Here is a 1,367-nt window from a genome sequence, read left to right on the forward strand (position 1 = left end):
GACTACATTGTGCAGGACATTTCTTTGGCGGCGTTTGGTCGCAAGGAGATTGAGATAGCGGAGACGGAGATGCCTGGATTGATGGCGCTCCGTGCTGAGTTTGGGGCATCGAAGCCGTTGAAGGGTGCGCGGATCACGGGCGCCTTGCACATGACGATCCAGACGGCGGTGCTGATCGAGACCTTGGCGGAGCTTGGCGCGGAGATCCGCTGGGCCTCGTGCAACATCTTCTCGACGCAGGACCATGCGGCGGCGGCGATCGCGGCGGCGGGGATCCCGGTGTTCGCGATCAAGGGCGAGACGCTCGAGGAATATTGGGACTATATCGGCAAGATCTTCGAGTGGGGCGACACGCCCACCAACATGATCCTGGACGATGGCGGCGACGCGACGATGTTCGCGCTGTGGGGCGCGCGGATCGAGGCGGGCGAGGCCTTGTTCACGCCGACCAACGAGGAAGAGGAGATCTTCGCGGCGAAGCTCAAGGCGTTCGTGGCGCAATATCCGGGCTATCTCACCAAGACGGTGGCCGCGATCAAGGGCGTCAGCGAAGAGACGACCACCGGCGTGCACCGCCTGTACGAGATCGCCAAGCAGGGCAAGCTGCCCTTCCCGGCGATCAACGTCAACGACAGCGTGACCAAGAGCAAGTTCGACAATCTCTATGGCTGCAAGGAGAGCCTGGTCGACGCGATCCGTCGCGGCACCGACGTGATGCTGGCCGGCAAGGTGGCGGTGGTCGCGGGCTTTGGCGACGTCGGCAAGGGCAGCGCTGCAAGCCTGCGCAATGGCGGCGCGCGCGTGCTGGTGACCGAGATCGACCCGATCTGCGCGCTGCAGGCGGCGATGGAAGGCTATGAGGTGGTCACCATGGAGGAGGCCGCCACCCGTGCCGACATCTTCGTGACCGCGACGGGCAATGCCGACATCATCACGGTCGAGCATATGCGCGCGATGAAGAACATGGCGATCGTGTGCAACATCGGCCACTTCGATGCCGAGATCCAGATCGCGGGCCTGGCCAACTACAAGTGGACTGAGATCAAGCCGCAGGTCGACGAGGTCGAGTTCCCCGACGGCAAGAAGATCATCGTCCTCTCCAAGGGCCGCCTGGTGAACCTGGGCAATGCCACCGGCCATCCCAGCTTCGTCATGTCGTCCAGCTTCACCAACCAGGTGCTGGCGCAGATCGAGCTCTACACCGGCGGCGACAAGTATGAGAACCAGGTCTACGTCCTGCCCAAGCATCTCGACGAGAAGGTCGCCGCCCTCCACCTCGACAAGCTCGGGGTCAAGCTCTCCACCCTCACCGAGAAGCAGGCCGCCTATATCGGCGTCTCCACCAAGGGCCCCTTCAAGCCCGATCA

General features: G+C 63.2%; 1 protein-coding gene. It reads left to right on the forward strand.

Going from position 1 to position 1,367, the window contains the following annotated elements:
• On the forward strand, positions 1-1,367 hold a 1,367-nt coding region (gene ahcY / locus KK488_RS21170; protein ID WP_214625719.1), incomplete at both ends, for an adenosylhomocysteinase.

The sequence above is a fragment of the Sphingobium nicotianae genome (assembly GCF_018603885.1).
GTDB classification, from domain to species: Bacteria; Pseudomonadota; Alphaproteobacteria; order Sphingomonadales; family Sphingomonadaceae; genus Sphingobium; species Sphingobium nicotianae.